20 protein-coding genes and 1 riboswitch are annotated in these 22,096 nt (G+C 64.0%); of the genes, 17 read left to right on the top strand and 3 right to left on the bottom strand.

Going from position 1 to position 22,096, the window contains the following annotated elements; genetic code table 11:
- Positions 1 to 14: 14 nt before the first annotated feature.
- The gene (locus ACFUOZ_RS16155; protein WP_377549925.1) at positions 15 to 1,466 is read right to left on the bottom strand and encodes a purine-cytosine permease family protein; all 1,452 of its coding nucleotides are present in this window, start codon (positions 1,464 to 1,466) and stop codon (positions 15 to 17) included.
- Positions 1,463 to 2,461, bottom strand: coding sequence for an agmatinase (gene speB, locus ACFUOZ_RS16150; protein ID WP_377550087.1), 999 nt, complete (start codon positions 2,459 to 2,461; stop codon positions 1,463 to 1,465). The genes ACFUOZ_RS16155 and speB overlap by 4 nt, the downstream gene beginning before the upstream one ends.
- A gap of 177 nt (positions 2,462 to 2,638) precedes the next feature.
- Here speB and ACFUOZ_RS16145 point away from each other — a divergent pair, with 177 nt between their 5' ends.
- From ACFUOZ_RS16145 to ACFUOZ_RS16065, 17 genes are all read left to right on the top strand, one after another.
- Positions 2,639 to 4,132, top strand: coding sequence for a PucR family transcriptional regulator (locus ACFUOZ_RS16145; RefSeq protein WP_377549923.1), 1,494 nt, complete (start codon positions 2,639 to 2,641; stop codon positions 4,130 to 4,132).
- Between the two features lie 86 nt (positions 4,133 to 4,218).
- Positions 4,219 to 4,318, top strand: a riboswitch (glycine riboswitch).
- A 149-nt stretch (positions 4,319 to 4,467) separates the two neighbouring features.
- The gene (gene gcvP, locus ACFUOZ_RS16140; RefSeq protein ID WP_377549921.1) at positions 4,468 to 7,311 is read left to right on the top strand and encodes an aminomethyl-transferring glycine dehydrogenase; all 2,844 of its coding nucleotides are present in this window, start codon (positions 4,468 to 4,470) and stop codon (positions 7,309 to 7,311) included.
- Between the two features lie 12 nt (positions 7,312 to 7,323).
- On the top strand, positions 7,324 to 8,445 hold the full coding sequence (gcvT, locus tag ACFUOZ_RS16135; RefSeq protein ID WP_377549919.1) for a glycine cleavage system aminomethyltransferase GcvT: 1,122 nt from the start codon (positions 7,324 to 7,326) through the stop codon (positions 8,443 to 8,445).
- Positions 8,446 to 8,643: 198 nt separating this feature from the next.
- Complete coding sequence (gene gcvH, locus ACFUOZ_RS16130) at positions 8,644 to 9,027, top strand: glycine cleavage system protein GcvH (RefSeq protein ID WP_377549917.1); 384 nt, start codon at positions 8,644 to 8,646, stop codon at positions 9,025 to 9,027.
- A complete protein-coding gene (gene glyA / locus ACFUOZ_RS16125) occupies positions 9,024 to 10,343 on the top strand; it encodes a serine hydroxymethyltransferase (RefSeq protein WP_377549915.1) in 1,320 nt (439 codons plus the stop codon). Before gcvH ends, glyA begins: the two co-directional genes overlap by 4 nt.
- 371 nt (positions 10,344 to 10,714) lie before the next feature.
- Positions 10,715 to 12,115, top strand: a complete 1,401-nt coding sequence (locus tag ACFUOZ_RS16120) for an L-serine ammonia-lyase (RefSeq protein WP_377549913.1) — start codon at positions 10,715 to 10,717, stop codon at positions 12,113 to 12,115.
- A gap of 17 nt (positions 12,116 to 12,132) precedes the next feature.
- Positions 12,133 to 13,140 carry a lipoyl synthase gene (gene lipA, locus ACFUOZ_RS16115; RefSeq protein ID WP_377549911.1) on the top strand — a complete coding sequence of 336 codons (1,008 nt, stop codon included), beginning with the start codon at positions 12,133 to 12,135 and terminating at the stop codon, positions 13,138 to 13,140.
- Between the two features lie 514 nt (positions 13,141 to 13,654).
- Entirely contained in the window at positions 13,655 to 14,110 is a 456-nt protein-coding gene (locus ACFUOZ_RS16110; protein ID WP_377549909.1) for a hypothetical protein, read from the top strand.
- A 103-nt stretch (positions 14,111 to 14,213) separates the two neighbouring features.
- On the top strand, positions 14,214 to 15,074 hold the full coding sequence (locus ACFUOZ_RS16105) for a hypothetical protein (protein WP_377549907.1): 861 nt from the start codon (positions 14,214 to 14,216) through the stop codon (positions 15,072 to 15,074).
- Between the two features lies 1 nt (position 15,075).
- The gene (locus ACFUOZ_RS16100; protein WP_377549905.1) at positions 15,076 to 15,591 is read left to right on the top strand and encodes a hypothetical protein; all 516 of its coding nucleotides are present in this window, start codon (positions 15,076 to 15,078) and stop codon (positions 15,589 to 15,591) included.
- Positions 15,588 to 16,835 (top strand): hypothetical protein, encoded by a 1,248-nt coding sequence (locus tag ACFUOZ_RS16095; protein ID WP_377549903.1) that lies wholly within the window; start codon positions 15,588 to 15,590, stop codon positions 16,833 to 16,835. The genes ACFUOZ_RS16100 and ACFUOZ_RS16095 overlap by 4 nt, the downstream gene beginning before the upstream one ends.
- A 122-nt stretch (positions 16,836 to 16,957) precedes the next feature.
- Positions 16,958 to 18,022 carry an FUSC family protein gene (locus ACFUOZ_RS16090; RefSeq protein WP_377549901.1) on the top strand — a complete coding sequence of 355 codons (1,065 nt, stop codon included), beginning with the start codon at positions 16,958 to 16,960 and terminating at the stop codon, positions 18,020 to 18,022.
- A gap of 75 nt (positions 18,023 to 18,097) precedes the next feature.
- Positions 18,098 to 18,619: a MarR family winged helix-turn-helix transcriptional regulator gene (locus ACFUOZ_RS16085; protein WP_377549899.1), complete on the top strand. Its 522-nt coding sequence runs from the start codon at positions 18,098 to 18,100 to the stop codon at positions 18,617 to 18,619.
- A gap of 145 nt (positions 18,620 to 18,764) precedes the next feature.
- On the top strand, positions 18,765 to 19,166 hold the full coding sequence (locus ACFUOZ_RS16080; RefSeq protein ID WP_377549897.1) for a hypothetical protein: 402 nt from the start codon (positions 18,765 to 18,767) through the stop codon (positions 19,164 to 19,166).
- Complete coding sequence (locus ACFUOZ_RS16075; protein ID WP_377549895.1) at positions 19,163 to 20,074, top strand: serine/threonine-protein kinase; 912 nt, start codon at positions 19,163 to 19,165, stop codon at positions 20,072 to 20,074. The genes ACFUOZ_RS16080 and ACFUOZ_RS16075 overlap by 4 nt, the downstream gene beginning before the upstream one ends.
- Before the next feature lie 75 nt (positions 20,075 to 20,149).
- Entirely contained in the window at positions 20,150 to 20,410 is a 261-nt protein-coding gene (locus ACFUOZ_RS16070; RefSeq protein WP_281453319.1) for a GlsB/YeaQ/YmgE family stress response membrane protein, read from the top strand.
- A 171-nt stretch (positions 20,411 to 20,581) separates the two neighbouring features.
- On the top strand, positions 20,582 to 21,826 hold the full coding sequence (locus ACFUOZ_RS16065; protein WP_377549893.1) for a hypothetical protein: 1,245 nt from the start codon (positions 20,582 to 20,584) through the stop codon (positions 21,824 to 21,826).
- A 63-nt stretch (positions 21,827 to 21,889) separates the two neighbouring features.
- Here the strand turns inward: ACFUOZ_RS16065 and ACFUOZ_RS16060 are convergent.
- The coding region (locus tag ACFUOZ_RS16060) for a hypothetical protein (RefSeq protein ID WP_377549891.1) at positions 21,890 to 22,096 on the bottom strand (207 nt) is incomplete at its 5' end.

The raw sequence follows: 22,096 nt of genomic DNA, 5'->3' as shown, positions 1-22,096 counted from the left end.
CAGATGAGGTCAGGTCAGATGAGGTCAGGGGTGAGGGAGTTGGCGGGAAAGGGCGCGGCTTCTGTCTTTTTGCCGAACAGGCGGGCCGCGACGTAGTACAGCGGTGCAACGACCACCAGGCCGACGATCCAGGAGATGTCGACGCCTCCCATCGCTTCGGCCAAGGGGCCGGTGTAGATAGCGGTTGCTGAGAAGGGCACCTGGATCAGGGCGCCTGCGATGTACGAACCGATGGCGACCCAGTTGAACCGCCCGTACACGCCGCCGTCGCGCTTGAAGAAGTCCTCCACGCGGTAGTCGCCGTGCCGCAGCAGGTAGTAATCCACCAGGTTGATTGCGGTCCATGGGACCAGGACGTACATCAGGAAGGACAGGAAGTTGGTGTAGAAGAGGATGAAGTTGTCGCGGGCGAACAGTGCGATGGAGACCGCCAGGACAAAGAGCACGACGGCGGCGACGCTGCGGGTTTTCGCGCGGGGAAGCCACGTGGGCTTGAAGGTTTGACCTATGGTCAGTGCGCAGAGGACGCCGCAGTAGAGGTTCATGGCGTTCGAGGCAGCCACGCCCAGGCAGAAGATGCCCACGATGATCAAGGTCCACGGCTGGAGCAGGGTTCCCAGGCTGCCGACGATTTCAACGTCGCCGGCGCTCATCGCCACGGCGAGCGTGCCCACCAAGGCGCCCAGGATCATGGGAAACAGCGTTCCCAGGACGCAGCCGGAGTACGAAGCCCAGAAGGCCGGTGCCGACCCCGTGCCCTGCGGCATGTACCGCGAGTAGTCCGAGACATAGGGCGCGTAGGCCAGTTGCCACAAGGCCGAAACCGAAATGGTGCCCATGAAGCCCACCCAGTTGAAGTCGCCTTGTTCCAGGAAGTTGGCAGGCAGCCCGTCCACCATCAGGATCCAGCCGAAGGAGAGCAGCAAAGCCAGGCCGGCCGCGACGCTCAGCACCCGTGCGTAGGCATGGATGAGGCGGTACCCGAAGATGGTGGCGATCACGCTGACCACGCCGATGATGATGATGCCTCCGTCGACACTGATGGCGGGACTCACTGCCGCCATTGCTTCGCCGCCGAAAACGAGGTTCGCTGCAAAGAAGCCCACATACATGACCACTACGATCACGACGATCAGCAAGGCTCCGAACGAACCGAATTGGCCGCGGGTCTGGATCATCTGGGCAACCCCAAGCTGGGGGCCTTGAGCCGAGTGCAAGGCCATGAAGATGCCGCCCAGCAGGTTGCCGATGATGATGCCCACGATCGCCGGCACGAAGCTCAAACCGAACACCGTGGTGGCGAGTCCGCCGGTCACGATGGTCATGATCATGATGTTGGAACCGAACCAGATGGTGAACAAGTCCCGGGCCTTGCCATGACGTTCGTTGAGGGGAATCGGCTGGATGGTCTTGTCCTCAAGCCGTGGAACTTCGGTTGCCTGTTTCGTGGAGGACGGCGTACTCATGACGCGCTCCGGGACACCGATTCGAGTTCGCGGAGCTCCGTGGCCTTGCTTCGGTTGACCATCAGGGCCAGCAGGTCGAAGACAAGGGTGGCCGCAGCCACGGTGGTGATGTCGGCGTGATCGTAGGCAGGAGCCACTTCCACCACATCCGCACCGACGATGTTGATGCCGTCCAACCCCCGCAGCAGGGCGAGCAGCTCGCGTGAATGCAGGCCGCCCATCTCAGGGGTTCCCGTGCCGGGAGCGTAGGACGGGTCCAGGACATCGATGTCGATCGAGACGTAGACAGGGGTGTCGCCAAGGCGTTCCTTGACCCGCTCAATGGCGGCCGGCACGCCGATGACGTCCAGGTCCGAGCATCGGATGATCTGGAAGCCGAACTCGTGGTCCCGGAGGAAGTCGTTGCGGTCATAGACAGGGCCGCGGATACCAACGTGCATCGACTTGTCCTCCACAAGAAGGCCCTCTTCGAAAGCGCGGCGGAAGATGGTGCCGTGCGTGATCGGCTGGTCGAAGTACGTGTCCCAGGTATCCAGGTGGGCGTCGAAATGCAGGAGTGCGACCGGCCCGTGGACCTTGTTCAGTGCCCGGAGCATGGGAAGGGCAATGGTGTGGTCGCCGCCGATGGACACCAAGCGCTTGGATTCGCTGATGAGCGGCAGGGCCTGCTCCTCGATTTCGCGGACGGCGCGGGTGATGTCGTACGGGGTGCAGGCGATGTCGCCTGCGTCAACAACCTGCGCTTCGTACACGGGCTCGACGTCGAGCTCCGGGTGGTAGCCCGGGCGCAGGAGCCGCGATGCCTCGCGGACCGCGGCAGGACCGAAACGGGCGCCGGGACGGAAGGAGGTTCCGCCGTCGAACGGCACACCGACAATAGCGATGTCGTAGTCCGGAACGCAGTCGATCTGGGGAAGTCGGGCGAAGGTGCCGAGGCCGGCGTAACGGGGAACTTTTGTCGCGTCCACGGGGCCAATGGGCTGGTGCGTTGTCATGGCTGGGTCCTTCGGGTAGCTGGGGCGCTCGCCGTTGAGCGGGAAGTGCATAATTCAATTCTTGGTGACGCGGATCACCCCGGATAGCGGTACATTGACTACAAATAGCCGAGGCACTTAGACAAACGTCTAAACGCCGCTCAGAGACGGCCGTCCGCGCCGAAAAGGAAGCGAAATATGGCCATCACCGTCGCCGAACTCGTGGCTGAACCGCAGCTCGGCCTCACCCTCCTGGCAGGCGCTGCGGGTGTAAACAATCGAATCACCTGGGCGCACACTTCGGATCTTCCGCGCTTGTGGGAGTGGGTCACCGGCGGGGAGCTCATGATGACCAACGGGCTGTCCATCCCGCCGGATGCTGAAGGGCAGGTGGCGCTCGCCGAGGCATTGGTGGACGCGGGTGCCAGTGCGTTGGCGATTGGTGAAAAGATGCACGCGCCGCCGCTGACGTCTGGGTTCCTGGCTGCCTGCGAGCGGCTTCCGCTTCCCCTCCTCAACATCCCCTACCCGCTGCCGTTCATCGCCATTGCCAGGTCCGTGGCTGAGTCCTCGCTCCTCGAAGAATCCCGCCGCCTCCGCCAGACGGCACGCGTCTACGACCTCCTGCGCACCGCCGGTGCGTCGGAGGATCACTGGCAAAGCCTGGTGCTTCGGCTCGCGACGGAGCTCGATTCCGAGCTGTTCGTGGTGGACCGGCGTTGTCTCCATCCCTGGCATCCCGAGGGCCATTCCCTGCCGAAGTTCCTTGTGGAGGAATGGTCGCCGCAACCGGGCCGGGTGACTGTTGCGGGCAAGAACTTCCAGTGGCACCGGATCCGCGGCCGTCACGTGCTCACCATGGACATCCCCACCCACGCGAATGCGCTTCTGGTGGTGCTGCCCGGCAGCGAACCGCACCCTGACGCCGTCGTCCTTCTGCATGCCGCAACGGTGCTGGGACTCCAGCTGGCGCGGATCGTGCTCTCGCTCGAAGGTCGGCACCGGCTTGCCGGCGAGTTCCTCCTGCAGGCCCTCGATGGGCGGCTCGGAACGGGCGAGATCGAGCGTCGGTTGACGGCTTTCGAGGTACCTCCCCAAAAGTTCGTGGTCGCCTCGATGGCGGCGGACGACGGCGACAGGCTGGCCAACGTGCACGTCGAACTCTGGCGGCACGGCGTCCAGGCGGCCTCCTTGCGGCGGAACGACCGGTTGCATGTGGTGGTCGCCTCGGATGTCGCGGACGGCTTGTTGGTCCACTGCGCCGGGCCGGAAAGCGTCATCGGCGTCAGCTCGCCGGCCGCCGTCGCCGGGCTCCAGCAGGCCTTGCAGGAATCGCTGTGGGCGCTGGGTTCGGCCAAAGCCAACAAGCTCGGGCTGGCCCGGTACGCGGAGGGTCCCAGCTGGCTTGGACTGACGGGATTCGAGGAAGGAACCGCGTTGGTGCAGCGTCTCCTGGGTCCGGTTTTTGAGTACGAGCAGCGCCAGGACGGCGATCTGATGGTCACGTTGAGAACCTATTTGGACTCGCAGCGCTCATGGCAAAAAACCGCGTCCGCGCTCTTCACGCACCGGCAAACCATCATCTACAGAATCCGGAAAATCGGCGAACTGACGGGGCTGGACATGGGTGAGACGTCCACGTTGGCACAGCTCTGGCTTGCCTTGCAGATCCACGAGGCGATGCATGGCTGATCGCTGTGGGAAAGGTCGCGCCTTGCACTTTTTCGCAGCCACCCGCTATGGTGTGAAGCGTGTCACTGACGTGGCGCAATCGCTTTTGATCTGCGGCGGGAGAGTCCTGCCGGGTACATCCAGTCAGGCGCCGTAGGAGCAAATCCTCCCCAGGAATCTCTCAGGCCCATGTACCGCCGCGGCGAGGCAACTCTGGAAAGCAGTCCGGGCAACCGGGCTCACCGACGGTGCAAGTGGGCAACCAAGTCCACGGAATCTCTCAGGTCCAATACAGAGCGGGGAGGAACCCATATTCAACGTGGCGTCCCTTGGGCGCCTGAATCCTGGAGTTCCTCGTGACTGTTCAATCCTCCCCAACCGCTTTCGCGGACCGGCATATCGGCGCCCGTCGCCAGGCCGATGTTGACACCATGCTCAAGGCGATCGGCTATGACTCGGTTGATGGCCTTGTGGACGTTGCTGTCCCCGATTCCATCCGCCAGTCTTCGCCCCTGACCCTGCAGAAGGCGCTGAGCGAGACGCAGGTCCTGGCCGAGCTCCGCAAACTCGCGGCGAAGAACAAGACCGCCGTGCAGATGATCGGCCAGGGCTACTACGACACCATCACCCCGCCGGTGATCCGCCGCAACATCCTTGAAGCCCCGGCCTGGTACACCGCCTACACGCCGTACCAGCCCGAGATTTCACAGGGCCGCCTTGAGGCGCTGCTGAACTTCCAAACCATGGTCCAGGACCTCACCGGGCTCCCGATCGCCAACGCTTCGCTGCTGGATGAAGCCACTGCGGTGGCCGAAGCCGTGTTGCTGATGCGCCGGGCCAACAAAGCTGTGAAGGACGGCAAGACCGTCCTGGACGCCGACCTCCTCCCGCAGACCATCGCCATCGTCAAGGGCCGGGCCGAGGCGCTCGGCTTCGAGGTCCTCGTGGCTGACCTTTCGGCCGGATTGCCCGACGGCGACATCAACGGCGTCGTCCTCCAGCAGCCCGGCGTTTCCGGCCGGGTCTTCAACCACGCCCCCGTGATCGCTGCGGCGAAGGAACGGGGCGCGCTGGTCACCGTCGCGGCCGATCTGCTGGCGCTCACCCTCATCACGCCCCCGGGCGAACAGGGCGCGGACATCGCCGTCGGAACTGCGCAGCGCTTCGGTGTCCCGCTGTTCTTCGGTGGCCCGCATGCCGCTTACATGGCCGTCCGGAACGGCATGGAGCGCACGCTTCCCGGCCGCATCGTGGGTGTCTCCAAGGACAACGCGGGCGTGCCCGCGTACCGCTTGGCGCTGCAGACCCGCGAGCAGCACATCCGCCGCGAGAAGGCCACGTCCAACATCTGCACCGCGCAGGCATTGCTGGCCATCGTTGCCTCGATGTACGCCGTCTACCACGGCCCGGATGGCCTGAAGGCGATCGCCGAAACTGTCCACGGCCACGCCCGTGTGCTGGCTACTGCCTTGCAGAAGGCAGGCCGCGAACTGGTCGCCGACTCCTTCTTCGATACCCTCACCGTCCGCGTCCCAGGCAAGGCGGACAAGGTGATCGGCGCTGCCGAAGCACGCGGCATCAACCTCCGCTACATCGACGCCGACACCGTGGGTGTTTCCGTTGATGAAACCACGACGCCGGAGGTCCTATCCGCTGTCGCCGTCGCCTTTGGTGCGGGTCCCGTAGGGGACGCCGCCGGGTTCGAGCTGGCTTCCGACGTAGTCCGCACCTCCGACTTCCTGCAGCACCCGGTGTTCAACACGCACCGTTCCGAGACGCAGCTGTTGCGCTATATCCGCAAGCTGTCCGACCGGGACCTGGCCCTGGACCGCACCATGATTCCGCTGGGTTCGTGCACCATGAAGCTCAACGCCACCGCTGAAATGGAGGCTATTTCCTGGCCGGAGTTCGCCTCGATCCACCCGTTCGCGCCGGATCACCAGACTGAGGGTTGGCGTGAGCTGATCACCGGTTTGGAAGCCGACCTGACGGAGATCACGGGCTACGACCAGGTCTCCATCCAGCCCAACGCCGGTTCCCAGGGTGAGCTTGCCGGTCTCCTCGCGATCCGCGGCTACCACCTGTCCCGTGGCGATGACCAGCGCAACGTCTGCCTGATCCCCGCCTCCGCGCACGGCACCAATGCTGCCTCGGCTGTGCTGGCGGGAATGAAGGTGGTTGTTGTTGCTACGGCTGCCGATGGCACGATTGACCACGCCGACCTCGCCGCGAAGATCGAAGCCAACCGCGACGTGCTTTCGGCCATCATGATCACGTACCCGTCCACCCACGGTGTCTACGACGCCGACGTCGTTGAGGTGTGCGATGCCGTTCATGAGGCCGGTGGCCAGGTGTACGTGGACGGCGCGAACCTCAACGCGCTGGTCGGTTTGGCCCAGCCGGGCAAGTTCGGCGGCGACGTCTCACACCTGAACCTGCACAAGACCTTCTGCATCCCGCACGGTGGCGGCGGCCCGGGCGTTGGTCCCGTTGCAGCCAAGGCACACCTGGCACCCTTCATGCCGGGCGACGCGAACAACGCTTCCTCCTCGGAAGGCGGCGTGGCGATCTCGGCTTCCCGGTTCGGTTCCGCCGGCGTGCTGCCGATTTCCTGGGCCTACGTGAAGCTCATGGGCGGCGAGGGACTGACCGAGGCCACCAAGTCTGCGCTACTGGCTGCGAACTACGTTGCTTCCCGGCTGGACGAGCACTTCCCGGTCCTTTACACGGGCGAAGGTGGACTCGTGGCGCATGAGTGCATCCTGGACCTCCGCGAACTCACGGCCCGGACGGGTGTCACGGCCGAGGATGTGGCCAAGCGCCTCATCGACTTCGGCTTCCACGCTCCGACGTTGGCCTTCCCCGTTGCCGGCACGCTGATGGTGGAGCCCACGGAGTCCGAGGACCTGGCCGAGATCGACCGCTTCATCGAAGCCATGATCACCATCCGGGCCGAGATCGAGCAGGTTGCTGCCGGGGACTTCTCCGTGGAGGACTCCCCGCTCCGTAACGCGCCGCACACGGCAGCCGCCGTCGTCAGTTCCGCATGGGAGCGCGACTACCCGCGCGAGCAGGCCGCCTTCCCGGTGCCGAGCCTCAAGCAGGACAAATACTTCCCGCCGGTCGGCCGCATTGACGGTGCTGCGGGCGACCGCAACCTGGTCTGCTCCTGCCCTCCGATCGAAGACTTCGAGAACTAAAGGATCCGGATCATGTCTGAGAACTACACCGCTCTCTACGAGCAACACAAAAAGGCCGGCGCGTCCTTCACGGACTTCGGCGGCTGCCAGATGCCCCTCAAGTACGAGTCCGAGTTGGCTGAGCACCACGCCGTACGCCAGGCCGCCGGGCTGTTCGATCTCTCCCACATGGGCGAAGTCTGGGTGACCGGCCCCGAGGCAGCCGCGTTCCTGGACTACGCGTTGGTTGGCAAGTTGTCCGCGATCGCCGACGGCAAAGCCAAGTACTCGCTGATCTGCAACGCCGACGGCGGCATCATCGACGACCTCATCACGTACCGCCGCGCGGAACACAAGTTCCTCGTGGTACCGAATGCGGGCAACGCTGCGGTTGTTGCCTCGGAGTTGAAAAAGCGTGCGGCAGGATTCGATGTTGTTGTCGAGGACGCCTCCGCTGAGACCTCCCTGATCGCTGTCCAGGGCCCGAACGCGGAGGCCATCCTGCTGGGCCTCGTCCCCGCCGAGCAGCATTCTTTGGTGACCGAGCTGAAGTATTACGCGGCTGTTGAGGTGACCATCAGCGGACAGGACCTGCTGCTGGCCCGCACCGGCTACACGGGCGAAGACGGGTTCGAGATCTACGTCCCGAACGCGGACGCTCCCTCACTGTGGGAGGCACTGCTTGAAGCCGGCGAAGGCCACGGGCTTGTCCCCGCCGGCCTGGCCGCCCGCGACTCCCTCCGCCTTGAAGCCGGCATGCCGCTCTACGGCAACGAACTCTCCCGGCACGTCAACGCCTACGCAGCCGGGCTCGGCCCCGTGGTGGCGCTGTCCAAGGAGGGCGACTTTGTCGGCAAGGACGCGCTGGCCGCGATCAAGGCCGCAGGTGTTGGCTCCTCGATCGGGCAGAAGCTGGTAGGCCTCAAGGGCGCCGGACGTCGTGCGGCCCGCGGTCACTACTCAGTCCTCAAGGACGGTTCGCTGATCGGCGAGGTGACCTCGGGGCAGCCGAGCCCGACGCTCGGTTACCCGGTCGCCCTGGCGTATGTCGACGTCGAGCATTCCGCCGTTGGCACTGTGGTGGACGTTGACCTCCGAGGCAAAGCCGAACCGTTCGAAGTAGTTGCCCTGCCGTTCTACAAGCGGACCAAGTAGCCCGGCGGTGCCGACTTCCTCTGCATGCTCGGTCGCGAAAGCGCCCGCTGGGCGGACGCGACGCTCCCTTGGACGCATGCTGCCGGAAGCCGACACCACAGAGGCCGGCGCGCTGTTTGAACCCCTAAGCGCTGGGCATGGGTCAACCTGCCGCGGGTGAGCTTGAAAAGTTTTCAGTAAATGAGAGAAGGAATTGATATGAGCAAAGTTGTTGCCGAACTGAAGTACTCGGCTGAGCATGAATGGGTTGCCGTCGATGGTGGCGGCCCGGTGGGCATCGGCATCTCCGCCGTTGCCGCCGACGCCCTGGGCGACATCGTCTACGTGGACCTGCCCGAGGTTGGCTCCACTGTGACCGCGGGGGAGACCTGTGGCGAGGTGGAGTCCACCAAGTCCGTGTCCGACCTCTACTCGCCCGTGACCGGTGAAGTGACCGAGATCAACGACGTCGTCGTCGCAGATCCGGCCCTCATCAACAACGACCCCTATGGTGCGGGCTGGCTCTTCAAAGTCGCCGCCACCGAAGAAGGCCCCCTCATGACGGCCGAGGAATACGCAGCAGCCAACGGAGGCGAACTGTGAACCCGGTATCCGTGACTGAATTCGAGCAGGTCGTATCGCCGTCGCTGGACGCCCAGCTGTCGGAGCTGGACCCCGAGATCGCGGCAAAGATCGACGACGAACTGGGTCGCCAGCGCGGTGGCCTGGAAATGATCGCCTCCGAGAATCACACCGCCGTGGCAGTGATGCAGGCGCAGGGTTCGGTGCTGACCAACAAGTACGCCGAGGGCTACCCGGGCAAGCGCTACTACGGTGGCTGCGAACACGTGGATGTCATCGAGCAGCTCGCGATCGACCGCCTCAAGTCGCTCTTCGGAGCCGAGTACGCCAACGTGCAGCCGCACTCCGGCGCACAAGCCAACGCCTCGGTGATGCACGCCCTCATCAAGCCGGGCGACACCATCATGGGCCTCAACCTCGCCCACGGCGGCCACCTCACGCACGGCATGCGGATCAACTTCTCCGGCAAGCTCTACAACGTGGTCCCGTACGGCGTCCGGGAGGACACCCACACCGTGGACATGGCCGAAGTCGAGGCCTTGGCCCAGGAACACAAGCCTGCTTTGATCGTGGCCGGCTGGTCCGCATACGCGCGGCAGCTGGACTTCGCCGAATTCCGCCGGATCGCGGACTCCGTTGGCGCGTACCTGATGGTGGACATGGCACACTTCGCGGGCTTGGTTGCTGCGGGCCTGCACCCCTCGCCCGTCCCGCACGCGCATGTCACCACGTCCACAACGCACAAGACCCTTGCCGGTCCGCGTGGCGGCATCATCCTCTCCAACGACGCCGACATCGCCAAGAAGATCAACTCGGCTGTGTTCCCTGGTCAGCAGGGTGGACCGCTGGAGCACGTGATCGCGGGCAAGGCCGTCGCATTCAAGATCGCCGCCTCCGAGGAGTTCCGTGAGCGGCAGTCCCGCGTCCTGGCAGGTGCCCGCATCCTCGCCGAACGCCTGGTCCAGCCGGATGTCGCCGCGGCAGGCATCTCCGTGGTCAGCGGCGGCACCGACGTGCACTTGGTCCTGGTGGACCTGCGCAACTGCGAGCTCGACGGCCAGCAAGCCGAGGACCGCCTCGCCGCGATCGACATCACCGTCAACCGCAACGCCGTTCCGTTCGACCCCCGCCCGCCGATGGTCACTTCCGGTCTGCGCATCGGCACTCCTGCCCTGGCCACGCGCGGTTTCGGCGACGCGGCCTTCCGCGAGGTTGCGGACATCATCGCCGAAGCGTTGATCGCCGACGCCGGCACGGACCTCAGCGGGCTGCGTCACCGCGTCGAAGCACTGGCTGAAGCGCACCCGCTGTACCCGGGAGTCGCGAACCTGGGCTAAGCGCTTGGTTGCGCTGGCCGTTGGGGCCGGCATCCTCCGCGTGCTCGGTCGCGGAGACGCCCGCTGGGCGGACGTGACGCTCCCTTAGACGCACGCTTCCGGATGCCGGCCCCAAAGGGCCAAGGGTTGGCTCCTCCGGGTTGGGGACAGGACTCGCGGGCTCGTTTGTTTGAGAAATGGGACCACCTGCCGAGGGTGGGCTCATATTGATCTACCCGGGTGGGGCATTTGCTGGGAACGGATGCCCCACAGCAATACCGGGTTGGAGGTTCGCACTGGGACCTCCGGGGGCTGGGCCGCCTTGGCTCGGGATTGGCCCAGCCCCCACCTTTTTGTTTGTTCTTTACTCCTCCCTGAAAGGGATCACGGACATGGCTGTTGGTGTTTTCGATCTGTTCTCCGTGGGTATTGGCCCGTCGAGTTCGCATACGGTGGGGCCGATGCGCGCCGGGGCGGTGTTTGCCCGGGAACTGCGTGAATCCGGCGTGCTTCCTGCGGTGGCGTCGTTGCGGGTGGACCTGTATGGGTCCTTGGCCGCGACGGGCAAAGGCCATGGCACGTTCACTGCCACACTGCTGGGTCTCGAAGGCTACGAACCGGAGTTGATCCTGCCTGATGAGGTGGAAGAACGCCTCGCGTCGATCGAGGAAACCGGCAAGCTCAACCTCGCCGGTGAAGTCCTGCTGCCGTACGGCGTGGAGGATATGGTGTTGCATCCGTTGACGGTGTTGCCGCGGCATACGAACGGGATGAAGTTCGTGGTCTCTGATGCTGAGGGGGCGGTGCTGAAGGAGGCGACGTTTTTCTCGGTGGGTGGCGGGTTCATTGTCCGTGAGGGGGAGGAGAACGCGGCGCAGGCTGAGTTGGAGGAGTCCAAGGCGGAGTTGCCGTTGCCGTTTAGGACGGCGGCGGAGTTGTTGGGCCGGTGTGCTTCGAAGGGGTTGGGCATCAGCGGGATCATGATGATCAATGAGCGGGCGTCCCGGTCGGAGGAGGAGATCCGGGAAGGGCTGTTGCATATTTGGTCGGTGATGGAGGCTTGTGTTGAAACGTCCCTGAAGCGTGAGGGGGTGCTGCCGGGCGGGTTGCGGGTCCGTCGTCGTGCTCCTGACTGGTTGGAGCGGCTCCTGAAGGAGGACGAGGACCGGAACGATCCGAAGTATTGGCAGGAGTGGGTGAACCTGATCGCGTTGGCGGTCAATGAGGAGAACGCTTCCGGGGGCCGGGTGGTGACGGCTCCGACCAATGGTGCGGCGGGGATCATTCCGGCGGTTTTGTATTACGCGTTGAATTATGCGCCGGGCATGGACAAGGCCACACAGCAGGACAAGGACGATGTGGTGGTGCGGTTCTTGCTCGCTGCGGGTGCGGTGGGGGTTTTGTATAAGGAGCAGGCGTCGATTTCGGGTGCTGAGGTGGGGTGCCAGGGCGAGGTGGGGTCGGCGTCGTCGATGGCTGCTGCGGGGTTGGCTGAGGTGATGGGTGGTTCCCCGGCGCAGGTGGAGAACGCGGCGGAGATCGCGATGGAACACAACCTGGGGCTGACGTGTGATCCGATTGGTGGGTTGGTGCAGATTCCGTGTATTGAGCGGAACGCGATTGCTGCGGCGAAGGCGATCAACGCCGCGAAGATGGCGTTGTGGGGTGATGGGACGCACCGGGTCTCGTTGGATGAGGTCATCGTGACCATGCGGGAAACGGGCAAGGACATGTCCGATAAGTACAAAGAAACAGCGATGGGCGGACTCGCCGTCAACGTCGTCGAATGCTAGGCAAGGAAGCACATCACATGACTCTGGCACCTGAAGGCCGTAAGTTGCTGCGTGTTGAGCAGCGTAACTCGGCGGTTCCTGTTGAGCGTAAGCCTGAGTGGATCAAGGCCAAGGTCCAGATGGGTCCGGAGTTCGTCGGGTTGAAGAACCTGGTGAAGAAGGAAGGCCTGCACACGGTGTGTGAGGAGGCCGGGTGCCCGAATATTTTCGAGTGCTGGGAAGACAAGGAAGCGACGTTCCTGATCGGCGGGTCCGAATGTACCCGGCGCTGTGATTTCTGCCAGATCGATACCGGCAAACCCTCCCCGCTGGACCGTTTCGAACCCACCAAGGTCGCCCGCTCGGTGCAGGCCATGCAGCTGCGCTACGCGACCGTGACCGGGGTGGCCCGTGACGACCTCGAAGACGAGGGCGTGTGGCTGTACGCCGAAACGGTCCGCAAAATCCATGAACTGAACCCCGGCACCGGGGTGGAGCTGCTGATCCCGGACTTCTCCGGCAAACCTGAACACATCGCCGCGATCTGCGACTCCAAACCCGAAGTGTTCGCCCACAACGTCGAGACCGTGCCGCGGATCTTCAAGCGGATCCGGCCCGCGTTCCGGTACGAACGGTCCCTGGATGTCATCACCCAGGGCCGGGACCTGGGCATGGTGACCAAGTCCAACCTGATCCTGGGCATGGGCGAGACCCGCGAAGAAATCTCCGATGCCCTCCGCGACCTGCACGCCGCCGGGTGTGACCTGATCACGATCACCCAGTACCTGCGCCCATCCGAACGGCACCTGCCCGTGGACCGCTGGGTCAAGCCCCAGGAATTCGTGGACCTCCAGCACGAAGCCGAAGAGATCGGCTTCCTCGGCGTCATGTCCGGGCCCCTGGTCCGCTCCTCCTACCGCGCCGGCCGGCTCTGGGCCACCGCCATGCGCAAAAAAGGCTGGGACATCCCCGAAGCCCTCGCCCACATCGAGTCCTCCGGCACCACCCGCCAGGAAGCCTCCACCATCCTCGCAGCCCACAATTGAACCAGCACAACTGAACCAGCCCTACAGAGATTCCTGCGGGCGGTGGCCGGCCTGGCCAAAAAGCAACTTTACGACGGCGGTCGGTCGCCTTAACAAGGCGACCGGCCGCCGTCGTGGTTTAAGACAGGGTGGCGAAACCATCGAACACCAGCGCAATTTTTGCTCAAGATGAGCACAATGTTGGCGCAGCAACGCGGGACTGCCCAGCGGGGCCTACGCTGAGGCAGTGTCCACTCCTTGGACACTCCAGGAGAAGGCGAGTACTGCCTGTCCCGCCATGGCTGGGATGACAGCAGCCTTACTAAGTAGTCGGGGCCGAGAAGGCGAGTACCCGCATCCCGGAGGTGGGTATTCAGGAGCCCCTGTTCGAACGCAAAAGTGAGGTATTCCAATTCCTAGCCACCGGACTTGCCATGGCTGAACCATTGGGTGCATCGCTTCATCCGCCAGCAACGGCCGGATGCTGGGGGTTGCACAGCGGCTCCCCGGACCAGATCAACCAAGGAGTCACATCATGCGCAAGCTTTCCAAGAAGAGCCGGATCACCGCCGCGGTCGCAGGCGTCGCACTGGTAGCAGTGGGTGGCGGCGCCGCCTACGCCTACTGGACCACCACGGGCTCAGGTAGCGGAGCTGCTACCAACTCGGCCGGCGGCGGAACCGTCACCCTCCACGCCAACTTCGCGGGCGGCCTCGCTCCGGGAAACTCCGTCCCCGTGACGTACACCGCTGACAACTCCACCACCTCAGGCACTGTGGTCGGAAACCTGACCGCCAGCGTGACCACCAACGTGGACGCTTGTCTGCCTGCCTGGTTCGAGGTCACTGCCGTCACGTCGAACAGCTCCGTGGCAGCAAACACCACTGGTACGCAGGTGGGCACCGGAATGCTGAAGTTCAATGACAGCACCACCGTCAACCAGGATGCCTGCAAGTCGGCCATCGTGACGATCACCGTCGGCAGCGTCTAAAAACCTCGACGCCGGGGTCCGCCTTGTGATGGCGGACCCCGGACCATTGTTTTCCACGCATCTTCTCCAACGCACCCCAAGCCAACGTCCGAAAAGAGCTTCCATGGACCACCGCCCAGAGCGCACCGTACCGTTCCACCGAGGTGGAGTCCTGCGTGCGTTGCTGCTGGCCTTGCTGGTGGCCTTCACGCCGGTTGCGGCCTTGGCTGCCAGCAACAGCCAGGGAAGCAGCAAGGCAAGCGGCCAGGGAGGTGCCGGAAAAGCGCCGGCTGGGATCAGTGTGGCTTTGTCCCCGTCGAGCCGAACGGTTGACCAGGGACAGTCCGCCACGTTCACAGTGTCGGCCACGTCAACAGGTGGATTCGCCGGAACTGTGACGTTCACCATCAATGGACTGCCGGCCGGGGCCACCGCCACTTTCGCGCCGGTGTCGGTTTACCTCGCCTCCGGAAGTACCGCCCAGGGAACCCTGACGGTTGGCACTGCCACCACAACGCCGGTCGCCAAGACCGATTTCACCGTCAAGGCAAGCAGCGGCACAGTCGTATCCAACACGGCACCTGGCCAATTGCAGGTCCTGGAAGTCAAACGGAATTTCGGCGTATCAGGGGCCGTGAAAGGCTTGCTCGCCCCCGGTGTTTCGAGGTCACTGGAGCTGCAGATCTCCAACCCGGAGAAAAAGAGCATCGCCGTGACCAATCTTTCCGTCTCCATCAGCCAGGTGGTCCGCACCCAGGCAGCCATTGCGGCCAACCTTCCCTGCACTGCGGCGGACTACAAACTCACCCAATACTCCGGCGCGTATCCGCTGGTAGTGGACCCGGGTGTTCGAACACTCTCAGCGCTCGGAGTCCCGGAATCAAGCTGGCCGCGGATTACGATGCACGACACCTCACAGCTCCAGGATGGTTGCAAGGGCGCCACTATCCAACTCACGTACTCCGGAACGGGACAAGGCAACTGACATGAAGACGACAGTCGGAAAACCCCGCATCCCCGCAACCGGTCGACTCGCACGAACAGCCGCAGCCACTGTTGCCCTGTGCGTTCTGGGTGGGGTTGGAACGGCCTACGCCTACTGGACCGCCACAGGTCTCGGGGGCGGATCCTCGACCAACGGCACGATGCAGGACGTCACGGTGAGCGCACTCGTCCCGGGGGACACCTTGCAAACCACTTTGGTTCCCGGTGGAACCGCCGATGTCCTGGTGCGGGCCACGAACCCCAACCCCCACGCTGTCACCATCCATGGATTCGCGGCCAACGGAGCTGCCGTCGCCGACGCTTCCCATGCCGGCTGCACCACTACCGGGGTAAGTTTCACGCCGCCCGCCGCACCACTGAACCCGCCGATCACCATCCCGGCGAACACCTCCATCCTGGTGACCCTGCAGGGTGCGGCCAGCATGGGCACAACCTCGATGTCCGCCTGCCAAGGCGCCCAATTCGCCATCCCCGTAACGCTGGAGGTACGGAAGTGAGCCAGGACCGTCAGCCTTCGCGCATCACCATGGGACGGTGGAACCGACTCGTGGTCATTGCGTTGGGTATCCTCCTTGTTTCCTTTGGCGGCCCTGCGGCGAGCGCATTCTGGGGCTCCGTCAGCAGCGGCACCGGGGCAGTGAAAGCCGATTCCGTGGTCCAAGGGGCCAAGCCGACCACCAGCGTGTCCGGCACCAACGTGACGGTCAACTGGACGGCCAGTACGACGGCGGCAGGCAGGTCTGTGACCGGGTACAGCATCGGACGCTACAGTTCAGCCACCGGCGGTACGCGCGTTGCTGCGACCGGAACCTGCCAGGGTATGATCGTTGCTCTTTCGTGTGCAGAGGCAAGTGTCCCGGCCGGGACCTGGTACTACACGGTGACACCCGTGCTGTCCCTGTGGCAGGGCGTCGAAAGTCCCCGCAGTGCCGGGACAACGCCTGTCACGGACACCTCGCCGCCCAACGCCCCGGTGATTAACGCCGTCGCCCTGATCAATGCGGCCCTGGCGGACAAGGTTCCGGTGAGTGGCACAGCAGAGGCCAACTCGTCGGTCACCCTCACTGTTTCAGGTGCAGGTGGCCAGCCGATATCGCAGACGTTGCCGGTGAATGGTTCGGGGAACTGGACGGGCTCGACCGTTGATGTCAGGAACTTTGCCGACGGCACCATCAACTACTCGGCCAAAGCCACGGACGCGGCCGGAAACGTCAGCGTCGCCGGTACAGCCAGCTCTTCCAAGGACGCGACAGCTCCGACGGTGGCGAATGTGCAGCTTGGCAATGGGACCGGCGGCACGGTGGGCAAGATCGACAAGGGCGACACTGTGACCATCACATTCTCCGAGCCACTCATGGCCAGTACCATCTGCAGTGCGTGGACCAGCAACACCGGCCAGACCCTGAGTGGTGACAGCCAAGTCAAGGTCAATATCTCGACGGGCAGCGTGATGACCTTGTCCACTCCCGGATGCGCATCCTCATCGGTCGGAAGCGTGACGCTTGGAGCCTCGTACAACAATGGCTCCACAGTCCTGACATACTCGGGCGACTCCAAGCTTGTATGGAACCCAACGAACAAGACGCTGACCATCACCCTGGGGGCAACGGTGACGGGAACTCCGAGCAATGCCAACCGCAATCCGTTCGCCGCCGTTTACACACCGGTTGGAGAGCTGACTGACGTGGCGGCCAATCCGCTGGGTACCGGTCCGGTGTCAGGAACTCCGTCCCGCTTCTAGGTGATGCGGAGCACTATCTGCCCCATAACCCGCAGTAGCCCAGAGGCCCGGGCGTAACCTTGAGAGCGGACGCCAGCGCCGCCGTCGTACGTTTGATCCTGCGACGAAAGGCGAACCGCCCCTTGAAGGCTGTAGCGGAAATTTTCACGATGGGTCCTGGAAACAAGGACCACCATCCCGCCCTCCGCTGCGCAGTTGGTGTGTTCGTCCCACTGATCACGCTGACGCTGATCGGACGCCTGGATCTCGCAGTGTTTGCTTCGTTTGGTGCCTTCACGGGCATTTACGGGCGCAACGAACCCCATAGCGTCCGGTTCCGGAGCCAGTTGCGGGCCGGTGGCTTCATGCTTTTCATCATTCTCCTGGCCACGATGACCGCCCGTCTTGCCGATGTGTGGGGCATCGAAAATGTGGCTTATTCATGGCTTCTGACCGCCGCCACAACCCTGGTTGCGGGCGTGTGTTCGGTGGTGGTGGCTGCCTGGCGCCTCCGGCCCGGCGGCTCCCTCTTTCACATTTTCGCCTTTGCTGCCATCGCCTCGATCCCGGCCCAGCCCCCGCTTGGCGAAGCCCTCCTGGTTGCTGTGGGGACCACGGTTCTCTGCCTTGCGATCGGTATGTCGGCCCGGGTGGTCAGGAGCCATCGGAGTCCGTGGAAACGTCCTCCGCGCATCAGGCACACTCCCGCTGAACGCCGGGCGATCTGGTTGGAAGGCGGCGGCTATTTGGTGGCCGCCGGCCTGGCGGGAACCATCGCCACACTGGTGGGGGAGCGGCTCGGCTTTGGGCACACCTACTGGGCGATGGTGGCGGCGGTGGTCCCCTTGGTGGGCCACTCAACCCGGCACAGGGTTAGCCGCGGCATCCAAAGAATTGCCGGAACCGTTCTTGGGCTCGTGCTGTTGGCGGGCATCTTGTGGCTGAATCCCGCGCCCTGGGCCATGGTCCTGGTGATTGCGGTGTGCCAGTTTGGTGCGGAGATGTTCATCGCCCGGCAGTACCTCGTGGCGCAGGTGTTCGTCACACCGTTGGCGTTGTTCGCCACGCTGCTCGCCGCTCCGGTGGATCCCGCTCTGTTGCTGCGCGACCGGATTGTTGAGACCGTCATTGGTGCCTCCGTCGGGGTCGCAGTGGTGCTTGCTCCCGCGCTCTGGCGACGTTCAAGGGCTCGTCAGCACGCCCTCTAGGGTGTTGTTTTAATCACTCGGGCAGCACAAATCCTGAGGATCGCCTAGAATTATTTGGTTAGACAAGCAAGATACATGTCTACCGAAGGACTGGTGATGACCGAGACTAGTGAGCGTCAAGGCTATTGGTACGGGCTGGAGAGCCGCAAGCAGATGGGTGCCGTGGACGTCCTGAACGCACTTAGGGACTACCGCACCGCAGAAGCCGACATGAGGCGCCGCACGCGCGCATCCATGGGCATGGGGGAGACCGATCTGCTGGCCTTGCGGTATCTTCTTGAAGCCGAGCGGGCGGGGCGCGACGTCGGACCCAAGGAACTTGCCGTCCGGCTCGGCGTGACATCGGCGTCCATGACTTCGCTCGTGGATCGGCTCGTGCGGTCCGGATACGTTACCAGGGAGCCACATCCCACTGATCGCCGCGCCCTCATCCTGCGGCCTACCCCCGGCTCTGACCAAGAGGTGCGCAGCACCCTGGGCGATATGCATGCCCGGATGATGGAGGCCGCTGAAACCATGAGCGGCGAGGAGACTGCCGTGGTAGTGGAGTTCCTCAGGCGGATGAGAAGGGCTATAGACGGGATCGCCGCCTCCTGACGGGAGCCGGCCAAGCCGCCGCCTGAATCCACCGCGCTCTGGAGCGGCTGCCATCGGATTGGTTTTCACGCGGACTGGACATTATTCATAAGTACACATATAACTAGATAGCCAAGCTACTTACTAGTGAATGTGTGGAAGAACGATGACAGTTTCGCTGCGTGAACCAAGCTCCGCACCAGTGGCTGAAACCGCCGTGGAAGATCTCACGGATCAACTGGTTCCCATGGGACCGGTTCACTGCGGGTCGCACATGGCTATCTCCGCCGGGCCGGCCTACGACGCCATGAAGTGGGTCTCCGTGGAACCCATCTGGCCGGAATGGGCCTGCGGATGCGGATTCCGGATGGACATCGATGCCCTGGATCCCGTAAGCGCCGTATGGATCGCGGCACTTCGCAGGCAGAGCCTCCAGCACGAGCTGGCCATCTCCCAGAACACCCTCGCGCTGGCCTTCAAGAAAGCCGTTGACGCCGGAGTCAACCCTCTTGCCCTCGCAGAAGTAGCGGGAGTTCCCGCTGCCGAAATCGAAACCCTCCTCGGGTGACAACGCTCGACGTTGCGGCTGTCCGCGCTGATCGCGGAGCCGCAAGTGAAGCCGCGGCGCGACCGGAAGTGGTGTTGCAACGTGAAGCCGCGGCGCAACCCGAAGTAGTGATCGCTGGCCGGTACCGTCTTGCCGACCCCCTCGGTGGCGGCTCGGAGGCCTACGTCAAAGAGGCGCTCGATCTCCACACAGGTAATGCCGTCGCAGTCAAGATCTTCAGGAACCCCGATCCAGTCAGCGATGTCCCTTTCCGCAGGGAAGTGGGTATCCACGGGCGCTTACGGCACAAGAACATCGTCCGGGTCCTCGATTCCGGCGCCACCGGGGATGAGCACGGCGGGGGGAGCCGCAACTTCCTGGTGATGGAGTTGGTGGAAGGAAAGGACCTGCGGAGCATCCTGCACCAGCAGCCGGCCTCGCCGCGCGAGACAGCGGAGTGGATGGGCGGCATTGCACGAGCACTCGCCTACATCCACCGCAAGGGGATTGTTCACAACGACATCAAGCCCGGCAACATCCTGGTGGACTTCGCAGCGGACCCGGGTGGCCCCGGCGTTGCGCAGTTGACCGACTTCGGCATCGCCATCACCGGCGGTCCCTCCACGGCGTCCTCGTCTTCGGGCACCCCGCATTACCTCAGCCCGGAAGAGGTCCGTGGCGGAACGTCCACAGCTGCCAGCGATATCTATTCGCTCGGTCTGGTCGCCCTCGAGTGCCTGACCGGGACGAAAGCATTTCCTGGCCCTCCCCTTGAGTCCATGGTTGCAAGGACCCTCGGGGAACCCCGAATTCCCGGCACGGTCCGGCGGCGCTGGTCCATGGTGCTCCATGCCATGACCGACCCCGAACCTGCCGGCAGGCCGTCTGCCAGCCAGGTTGTCGGAATGTTCCGACGACTCAGCTGGTAGCCATCAATCAGGTCAACGTCCCGGCATGCATCTTTATGCCGGATCGGGACCTCCTTACGAAAGAGAGAATGGAAAATGGGCATCATCGGTTGGATTGTTTTGGGCTTGATTGCTGGAGCCATCGCCAAGGCCATCAAACCCGGCCGGCAGGGCGGTGGCTGGATCGCCACGCTGCTGCTCGGCATCGTAGGCGCCATCCTGGGTGGTTGGATCGGCAGCGCGCTCTTCAACGTCGGAATCAACGAGTTCTGGTCGCTCTCGACGTGGCTCCTCGCCATCGGCGGCGCCTTGCTGGTCCTCATCATCTGGGGACTGCTGACGCGCAAGAAGGCCTAGCTTTCCAGGAAGGCCCTGGCTCCGCGGTTTGCGCCGCGGGCCAGGGCCTTTTCTTGCTTCTGGGGGCTTTTTACGGTCACAAATACCCCGTAGGGAGGCGACTGCGGGCGCCGTCAACAGTTTCGCTACGCTACTCGAAGTCACCACACTTCCGCACGCCAAGGGTCCCCAATGACGCACTCTTCAGCCGGCACACCTGCCGCCGCAGCCCCTGAAACAGCAGGCTCGCCTGAAACGACTCCGGCTCCTGAAACCGCATTGGCTTACGGCGCGGCCGGCACAGCGTTGGGGGCGTTCGGCATGGCTGCGGCAGTTGGCCTCTTGTCCTTGTTTCTGCACTTCCTGGCGCAACAACCATCCGGGACGGTTTCGCCCCAGGCTGCGCCCAACGACTCCGTGCCTTCCAGCCTGCGATGGTTCCTCGGCGACATGACCGAACCCTTGTTCTACAAGTCGGAAGTGGCGGCACTGGGGCTGCTCGCCGGTGCCGCGTTGGCTTGGCGGCTTGCCCGCGCCGGCAAGAGATGGGCGGGCCCGCTGACCTACGACACCGGGCTCTGGCCTTGGGCGCTGGGCTCGGCGTCGCTGAGCCTGCTGCTGTCCAACCTTGCGTTCGGATGGATGCTCGACGACGGCTGGCAGCCGACGTTTGTGCCTTTCGTTTGCGTCGCGCCCGCCATGGTCCTCCTCTACGGTGCGGGATGGCGCACTTGCGTCACGGGGGCAGTGTTGGGGGCCGGCATCGTGACGCCTTTGGCCTTGTTCTTCATCCCTGTTCTGTCCACTCCGTTGGGCTTGCCGCCGGTCGTCGGCAGCGTCCTGGCAATGGCGATTGGCTCGGCCATCGCCTTTTCGATTGCCCGGCACCTGCCCTGGCTTGCCCTGCGGAAACCGCAGCCAGCACCGGCAGGTGACCACTCGCCGTCGGACGCTGAACGACCAGTCCTCAATGACGCCGTCCGGGCCGCACGCCGCGTCCTCAAGGACTTCACGGAAACGCACTTCTTCGCCAACGAGCTGGCTGCTCTGGGAGTGATCGTGGGCGTGTCCGCGGCGTTCGTGATCGATCCAGGACTGCCGTCGTACGGTTCCGCCTTGCTGCCCCACATCCTGTTCGCGCAAGCCCTGACTTCGGCCGTGGGGATCGTCCTGTGGCGGCGCTGGTACCGGGACGAAGGCTGGGCCGCGACGTACGCATCCGTGGTGTCGGTGGCTCCCGCTGCCGTCCTCGCCTCGGGAGGTTCCTGGACGGGGATCATCGGCGGCGCAGTACTGGGGGCCTTGCTCGCCCCGCCGATCGCCCGGGCGATCTCCTCGCGGCTACCGGCCGGATTCCACCCGGTGATCGGCAATACTGCCGCAATGGCGTTGTCGACGGCGGTTGCCTTGCCGGTGCTGGGGCTGGTGAACGCCTGAGCATTGCGGCGGACAACGTGATGGCGGCCCGTTTCCTGCCGTTCAAGGGCTCAAATGGGTGTTTCACATGGTGCTGATGGTGCTGAGGAGATCTTGAGGTTTTCCTGAGGAAGTGTTGCGGGTTTGCAGGATTTGTTCTTGATCCAGGCCCGGCAAAGTAATTCCTGTCAGCCGAACAGGCTGAAACAACAGGCCGGCCGGTCTCACGGTGGCCACAGGAAAGGAACACTGATCCCCATGGCCATCAGCCTCAAAACCACCACCGGCAAA

This window comes from Paenarthrobacter sp. NPDC057355 (genome assembly GCF_042667405.1).
Taxonomy (GTDB): Bacteria; Actinomycetota; Actinomycetes; order Actinomycetales; family Micrococcaceae; genus Arthrobacter.
The sequence above is the reverse complement of the archived record's forward strand: the minus strand, read 5'-3'. Positions and strand labels throughout refer to the sequence as shown.